Origin of the sequence: Pseudomonas sp. BIGb0558, from assembly GCF_024807515.1 — a bacterium.
GTDB lineage: Bacteria > Pseudomonadota > Gammaproteobacteria > Pseudomonadales > Pseudomonadaceae > Aquipseudomonas > Aquipseudomonas yamanorum_A.
On the sequence record NZ_JANUEW010000080.1, the window covers coordinates 1 to 6,891 of the forward strand.

Genomic DNA, 6,891 nt, shown 5'->3' on the forward strand with positions numbered 1-6,891 from the left:
CACCGAGCCTAGGCGAGGTGCCGAGTGGTGGGGCAAGAGCGTTTTGCTTACTTTTGCGCTGTTCAAAAGTGAGCCGCTGTAAGAGCGGAACCATAAGCGGCCGTTACCTAAATAATGGATATCCCCCCAATCCGCGACCGCGCCCGAAGCGCCTCCCCAGGCAACCCCAAAGCCTCATACACCACCCCCAAAGCCCGATTCGTCGGCACATCCAGCCCGTCATACCGCCGGCGCAATTCCAGCGCCTGCTGCGCCCCGAACCAATCCCCAACCCGCAACCGCGCATCCAGCTCCACCTGCGCAAACAAATCCCGCTGGGCATGACTGCCGCCAATCTCGTTCAACCGTGGCAACGCAATCCCCAACTGCTCCAGCGCCCGCTGAGCGTCCCCTCGGGCGTACGCCAACAACCCCTCCGCCAGCGGTAAAGTCACTTCCCCCCACACCGGCCGCGCATCAAGGCTGTGGCGCCGCAAAGCCGCCAACAACTGATCCGCCTCTGGCTTTCCGGCCCGGGCCAGCCCATACAGATACTGCACACTCAAAAACGGCTGCACCGCATCCCCGACCCGGCGCTGCAGGTAAGGCGCCAACGCCTGCCAGCGTTCACCCACATCAATCCCCGCCAACTCCAGCCGTGCCAGCAATGACACCGCGCCCACCTGGTCCTGGGAGTACTCCGGCAAGATCCCCCACACATGCCGGTCATAAATCTCCAGCACCCGCTGATCCTCACCACGGCCCAGATAAAACAACGCCAGGTGCCACCAGTTATGGGTGTACATGAACGAGTTCAACCCATCCCAGTGATGCTTCACCCCCTCCAGAAACCCGATGCCTTCCTCGATGCGCCCCTGAGTCAGCATCACATGGGCCAGCGCGTGATGCGCCCAAGGCTCGGATGCCTGCAAGCGCAAGGCCTCCCGCGCACTGGCCTCGGCTTCCTCCAGCAAATGACACTGCTCATACGCAAACGCCAGCAACCCGTGACTGTGGGCGATATCCGGCGCACCCGCCGTGGCCTTCAACCCGATCCGCAGCAGCGCCGGCCAATTACCCCGGTTGAATTCCAGGTACTGGTTGAGCTTGGCGGCAAACAGGTCCCGGGGATAAAGATCCAGCAGGTGTTCACTCAGGCGCAGCACCTCGTCCAGCTCATCGTTGATCCAGGCCTGCAGCACCTCCAGGTACAACCGCGCCCGGGGATGCTCGGAGTTCACCGTCGCCGCGCGCTGGCGGTATTTCTCGGCCAAGTCAGGGCCTTCGGGCGACTCGATAAACATCAGCAGCAAACCGGCAAATCCGTTGGCCAGGGCTGAGTCGGGGTCGGCATCGGCCACCGCCAGAATGCCCTCGGCACGGGGCTGATAGCCGAGAAAACCGCCGATGAAATCATCCAGGCCCTGACGGGTGGCGGGGTTGAGGGTGTCGATGGGGTTGCCCAGGTAATCCAGTGACATGCGCTTCAAACTCAGTGGCTCAGATAGCGGTTAGAGGGGCAAACCTTGTGCCAGTGATGGGTTTCTCAAAAACCAGACCTTCCCGTAGCAGCTGCCGAGCCTTGGCGAGGCTGCGTCTGCGGTGTGTCAGGTGCACCGCCAACGCAGCCTCGCCAAGGCTCGGCAGCTGCTACGCATAGCTGTTCTTCAAGAGGGCAGGGCTGTTGCTTTTTCCACACTCGTCCCGGCCACTGTGGTTTTTTCATCACTGCCATCGCCCATGACACCCGCAAACCCCGGGCCATTGCCCCATGGCACAGCCCTTGCTAAATCCCTGACAAAACCTTAGTCAAGGAGTCTCCATGCGCCCTTTATCTTTTCGCCGCGTCCTCTCATACCTGGGACTTGGCGCCGTGCTGCTGGCCGGCACCGCTCAGGCGCAACCCCATGACGGCGGCGTGCTGAACCTGGTGGCCCAACCCGAACCACCGTCGCTGATGCACGGCGTGGTCAGCCACGTGTCCACCCAGTACGTCAGCGGCAAGATCCTCCAGGGCCTGCTGACCTTCGATACCGACCTCAAACCCAAACCGGTATTGGCCAAGTCCTGGACCGTTTCCCCCGATGGCCTGACCTACACCTTCGATCTGCAGGACAACGTACGCTGGCACGACGGCCATGCCTTCACCGCCGACGACGTGGTGTTCAGCTTCCAGACCTTCTACCCCGAAGTGGACAAGCGCCTGGGCGGGGTCTTCACCGAATACGTCGACAGCATCACCGCCAAGGGCCCGCTGCAAGTGGTGTTCCAGCTCAAGAAACCTTTCGCACCGCTGCTCTCGGCCCTGGGCAGCGGGCTGCGGCCTGTGGTGCCCAAGCACCTCTACGAGAACACCGACTTTCGCAACAACCCTTACAATCTCAAGCCCGTCGGCACCGGCCCGTTCGTGTTTGTGGAGTGGAAGCGCGGTGCCTATATCAAGCTGGCGAAGAACCCTGACTACTGGAAAAAGGGCCTGCCGCACCTCGACGGCATCATCTTTCACGTGATCCCGGACGGCTCGTCCCGTGCGGCCGCTTTCGAGCGCAACGACGTGCAGGTACTGCGCAGCGGCGATGCCGACTATTCCGACCTCAAGCGCCTGACCGCCTTGCCGGACGTGCAGTCTTCGGAAAAAGGCTGGGAGTTGTATTCCGGCCTGGCCTTCCTGCAGATCAACACGCGCAAGCCACCGCTGAACAACCCCAAGGTGCGCCAGGCGATCCTGTATGCGCTGAACCGCCAGTTCATCGTCGACAACATTTTCTTCGGTTCGGGCAAGGTCGCGCCGGGCCAGTTCGTGTCCACCTCGCCGTACCACGACCCGCAATTGCCGCAGTACACCTATGACGTGAAAAAGGCCAAGGCGCTGATTGCCGAGTCCGGCGTGGACGTGGGCGCGGTGCGCATTCGCCTGCTCAACGGCGAGAAGGGCGGCGCCTGGGAGCGCCTGGCCGAATACACCAAACAAGCCCTGCAACCCTTGGGCTTCAAGGTGCAAGTGGTGACGTCTGACGCTGCCACCTGGTTCCAGCGGGTCAGCGATTGGGACTTCGACCTGACCTACAACTTCATCTTCCAGATCGGCGACCCGTACCTGACCAACGCCTACCTGTACCGCTCCGACTACATCCTCAAGACTTCACCGTTTGCCAACGTCAGCGGCTACAACAGCCCCGAGGCCGACGCCCTGTGGACCAAGGTCGCCAACACCCCGGATGGCCCGGAGCGCACCCAGCTCTACAGCCAATTGGAGAACGTGCTGAACACCGACCTGCCGATCGCGCCGATCTTCGAAATGCGCTACCCGACCCTGTTCCACAAAGAGGTGAAGAACCTGCTGCAGACCGCCACCAGCCTTAACGAAGACTACGAAAGCGTCTACCTCGACGCGCCCGCGCCATGAACGGGCTGCTGTATTTCAGCGGCCGCCTGCTCAAGGCGTTGTTGATGATCGTGGCGGTGCTGGTGCTGGGCTTTTTGCTGATCCGCCTGGCGCCGGGTGACCCGGCGCTGCTGTTGGCTGGCGAGGCGGGAGTGGACGATGTGCAGTTCATCGAACACCTGCGCCAGACCATGGGCCTGGACAAGCCGTTGCTCCAACAGCTGCTGATCTACCTGGGCAATATCGCCCATCTGGACCTGGGTTACTCCTATCGCAACCAGACCTCGGTGTGGTCGCTGATTGCCGAGCGGCTGCCGGCGACATTGGCCCTGATGGGCTCGGCATTCGTGCTCTCGTCGGTGCTCGGCGTCACCCTCGGCACCCTGGCCGCCCGGGCCCGGCAGAAGCGCCACTGGCTGGACGGCGTGATCTCCCACGGCGCGTTGCTGCTGTATGCGATGCCGCCGTTCTGGCTGGCGATGCTGCTGATCCTGCTGTTCTCCGTCAGCCTGGATTGGCTGCCGGCGTTCGGCATGGAGACGGTGGCGCAGGACTTCTCCCTGGTGGACCGGCTCAAGCACCTGCTGCTGCCGTGCGTGTCGTTGAGCGTGCTGTTCCTCGCCTTGTACATCCACCTGACCCGCGCTGCGGTGCTCGACGCCCTCGGCCAGGAGTACGTGCGCACGGCCCATGCGAAGGGCCTGCATCTACGGCGGATTCTCTATGTGCACGTGCTGCGCAATGCGCTGTTGCCGGTGGTGACCTTTGCCGGCCTGCAATTGGGCCAGTTGGCCAGCGGCGCATTGCTGGTGGAGGTGGTGTATTCCTGGCCGGGGATTGGCCGCTTGATGTACGACTCATTGGCGCAACGAGACTACGGGGTGTTGATGGGCGGTTTCCTGGTGATCTCGATTCTGGTGGTGGGGTTTAACGTGTTGACCGATGTGATCTGCCGCTTTCTCGACCCGCGTATCGGTGCAGGAGTGCAAGGCTGATGCAGGTTTTTCGACGTTTTGTACGTCAGCCATCGGCGCTGGCAGGCGCGTTGTTTTTGCTGCTGCTGACGCTGTTGGCGATCGCTGCACCCTGGCTGACCAGCAGCTCGCCGTGGGAGATGAACAGCCAGCCGATGCTCACGCCATTCCACGACCCGGCCCACTGGCTGGGCAGTGACCTGCTGGGTCGCGACCTCGCCAGTGGCTTGCTGTATGGCGCGCGCGTGTCCCTGGCGGTCGGTGCCCTGGCCAGCCTGGCGACCCTGGTGGTCGGCCTGCTGGTGGGCGCCGTTGCCGGCTATTTTGGTGGCTGGATTGACGGTGTGCTGATGCGTATTGCCGAGTTCTTCCAGATCATTCCGCAACTGGTGCTGGCGGTGATTCTGGTGGCGATCCTTGAGCCGTCCTTGTTCTCGATCGTGCTGGCCATCGCACTCGTCGCCTGGCCGGCGGTGGCGCGGTTGGTACGCAGTGAGTTCCTGACCCTGCGCCAGCGCGAATTCGTGCAGGCGGCGCGGGTGCTGGGGCAGTCACCGCTGGGGATCATCACCCAGCAGATTTTGCCCAACGCCCTCGCGCCGCTTTTGGTGACCATGACCTTTGTCATGGCCACGGCGATCCTCACCGAAGCGGCCCTGGCGTTTCTCGGCTTGAGCGACCCGGAAGCCATGAGCTGGGGCTACATGATCAACGCTTCCCGTGGCTTGCTGCGGGATGCCTGGTGGATGAGTTTCCTGCCGGGGCTGGCGATCGTGCTGTGTGTGCTGGCGGTCAATCGAGTGGGCGAAGGTTTGCGTGTGGCCTTTGAGCCCGGGAGGTCGCTATGACGTTATTGAGTGTTGAGCATCTGCGTATCGCCTTGCCGGCCGGTGCGGACCGCAGCCATGCGCTGTATGACCTGTCGCTGCAACTGAACAGCGGCGAATGCCTGTGTGTGGTGGGTGAGTCCGGTTCCGGCAAGTCGATGCTGGCCAAGGCCCTGCTGCGCCAGTTGCCGGACCCGCTGAAGGTTGAAAGCGGGCGCATGGTGTTCCGCGACGAAGACCTGGCCGGGCGCAGCGAAGAGGCCATGCGCGAACTGCGCGGGCGGGATATCAGCATGGTGTTCCAGGAGCCCATGAGTGCCCTTAATCCACTGTTGCGGGTGGGCGAGCAGATCGATGAAACCCTGCGCGCCCATGGTGTGGCATCGGCGCGTGTGCGGCGTCAGCGGGTGGTGGACTTGCTCGGTTATGTCGGCTTGCCTGAGCCTGAGCGGTTGCGCCTGGCGTATCCGTTTGAACTGTCGGGTGGGCAGCGTCAGCGGGTGGTGATCGCCATGGCCCTGGCGTTTGATCCGGCGTTGTTGATTGCCGATGAGCCTACCTCAGCGCTGGACGTGACCACCCAGGCGCAGATCCTCGATCTGCTGCGCAAGATCCAGCAGGACAAGGGTATGGCGTTGTTGTTTATCACCCACGATTTTGCTGTGGTGGAAGCGATTGCTGACCGGGTATTGGTGCTGGAAAAAGGTCGGGTGGTGGAGCAGGGTGCGGCGCCAGCGGTATTGCGTGTGCCTCGGGAAAACTACACCCGGCAATTGCTCGCGGCGGTGTCGGCGCAACCGCTGGTACCGCGTACGCCGGTGGCAGGGCCGGTGGTGTTGAAGGCCGAGGCCTTGGGCAAGGTGTTCAGCAGCCGCAGTGGCTGGTGGGGGCGGCGCACCACCCAGGCGCTGGACGCGGTTCAGCTGCAATTGCGTGAAGGCGAGACCTTGGGGATTGTGGGTGAGTCGGGCTCGGGTAAGTCGACCCTCGGCCGGTGCCTGGTGCGTTTGTTGCGCGCCGACAGTGGGCGGATCGAATGGTTGGGGCGTGAGGTGGCGGGGCTGTCTGAAGGGCGGTTGCGGCCGTTGCGCAGTGAGGTGCAGATGATTTTTCAGGATCCGTTTGCGTCGCTTAATCCGCGGCAGACGGTGGGGCAGATTGTTATGACCGGGCCTTTGGTGCAAGGGGTTTCCCGGGTTGATGCTGAACGGCGGGCGCGTGAGTTACTGGAGTTAGTGGGGTTGCCGGCAGCGGCGTTTGAGCGGTTTTCCCATGAGTTTTCCGGAGGGCAGCGCCAGCGTATCGGGATTGCCCGGGCGTTGGCGGTGGAGCCCAAGGTGTTGATTGCTGATGAGTGTGTGTCGGCGCTGGATGCGCTGGTTCAGGTGCAGATTCTGGAGTTGCTGGAGTCGCTGCAGCGGCGGTTGAAGTTGAGCATTGTGTTTATTACCCATGATCTGCGGGTGGCTGCGCGGTTGTGTGATCGGATTGCGGTGATGCACCGGGGGAGGGTGGTGGAGCAGGGGGAGACGGGGGCGCTGTTTGCGGATGCGCGGCATCCGTATACGCGGGAGTTGTTGATGGCTGAGGCGATCTGATTCGTGGACGCTTTGGGTACATATCCATTATTCAGGTAACGGCTACTTATGGTTTCGCTCTTACAGCGACTCACTTTGGAAAAGCCCCAAAGTAAGCAAAGGGCTCTGCCCCGCCTGTCGGCACCTCG

5 protein-coding genes are annotated in these 6,891 nt (G+C 62.5%); 4 read left to right on the top strand and 1 reads right to left on the bottom strand.

The window, feature by feature from the left end:
- Positions 1-107: 107 nt before the first annotated feature.
- Positions 108-1,460 (bottom strand): tetratricopeptide repeat protein, encoded by a 1,353-nt coding sequence (locus tag M2400_RS33185; protein ID WP_259201399.1) that lies wholly within the window; start codon positions 1,458-1,460, stop codon positions 108-110.
- Positions 1,461-1,801: 341 nt separating this feature from the next.
- Between M2400_RS33185 and M2400_RS33190 the strand changes: the two genes are divergently transcribed.
- From M2400_RS33190 to M2400_RS33205, 4 genes are read left to right on the top strand one after another with little or no spacing between them, the layout of a single operon-like run.
- Complete coding sequence (locus M2400_RS33190; RefSeq protein WP_177116240.1) at positions 1,802-3,385, top strand: ABC transporter substrate-binding protein; 1,584 nt, start codon at positions 1,802-1,804, stop codon at positions 3,383-3,385.
- On the top strand, positions 3,382-4,359 hold the full coding sequence (locus M2400_RS33195; protein WP_259201400.1) for an ABC transporter permease: 978 nt from the start codon (positions 3,382-3,384) through the stop codon (positions 4,357-4,359). Before M2400_RS33190 ends, M2400_RS33195 begins: the two co-directional genes overlap by 4 nt.
- Positions 4,359-5,186, top strand: a complete 828-nt coding sequence (locus tag M2400_RS33200; protein ID WP_177080064.1) for an ABC transporter permease — start codon at positions 4,359-4,361, stop codon at positions 5,184-5,186. The genes M2400_RS33195 and M2400_RS33200 overlap by 1 nt, the downstream gene beginning before the upstream one ends.
- On the top strand, positions 5,183-6,763 hold the full coding sequence (locus M2400_RS33205) for an ABC transporter ATP-binding protein (RefSeq protein ID WP_259201401.1): 1,581 nt from the start codon (positions 5,183-5,185) through the stop codon (positions 6,761-6,763). Before M2400_RS33200 ends, M2400_RS33205 begins: the two co-directional genes overlap by 4 nt.
- The last annotated feature ends 128 nt before the right edge of the window (positions 6,764-6,891 follow it).

Coding starts and splice junctions, on each gene's coding strand:
- M2400_RS33200 (WP_177080064.1), top strand. CDS start 4,359: ATGCAGGTTTTTCGACGTTTTGTACGTCAGCCATCGGCGCTGGCAGGC.
- M2400_RS33195 (WP_259201400.1), top strand. CDS start 3,382: ATGAACGGGCTGCTGTATTTCAGCGGCCGCCTGCTCAAGGCGTTGTTG.
- M2400_RS33190 (WP_177116240.1), top strand. CDS start 1,802: ATGCGCCCTTTATCTTTTCGCCGCGTCCTCTCATACCTGGGACTTGGC.
- M2400_RS33205 (WP_259201401.1), top strand. CDS start 5,183: ATGACGTTATTGAGTGTTGAGCATCTGCGTATCGCCTTGCCGGCCGGT.
- M2400_RS33185 (WP_259201399.1), bottom strand. CDS start 1,460: ATGTCACTGGATTACCTGGGCAACCCCATCGACACCCTCAACCCCGCC.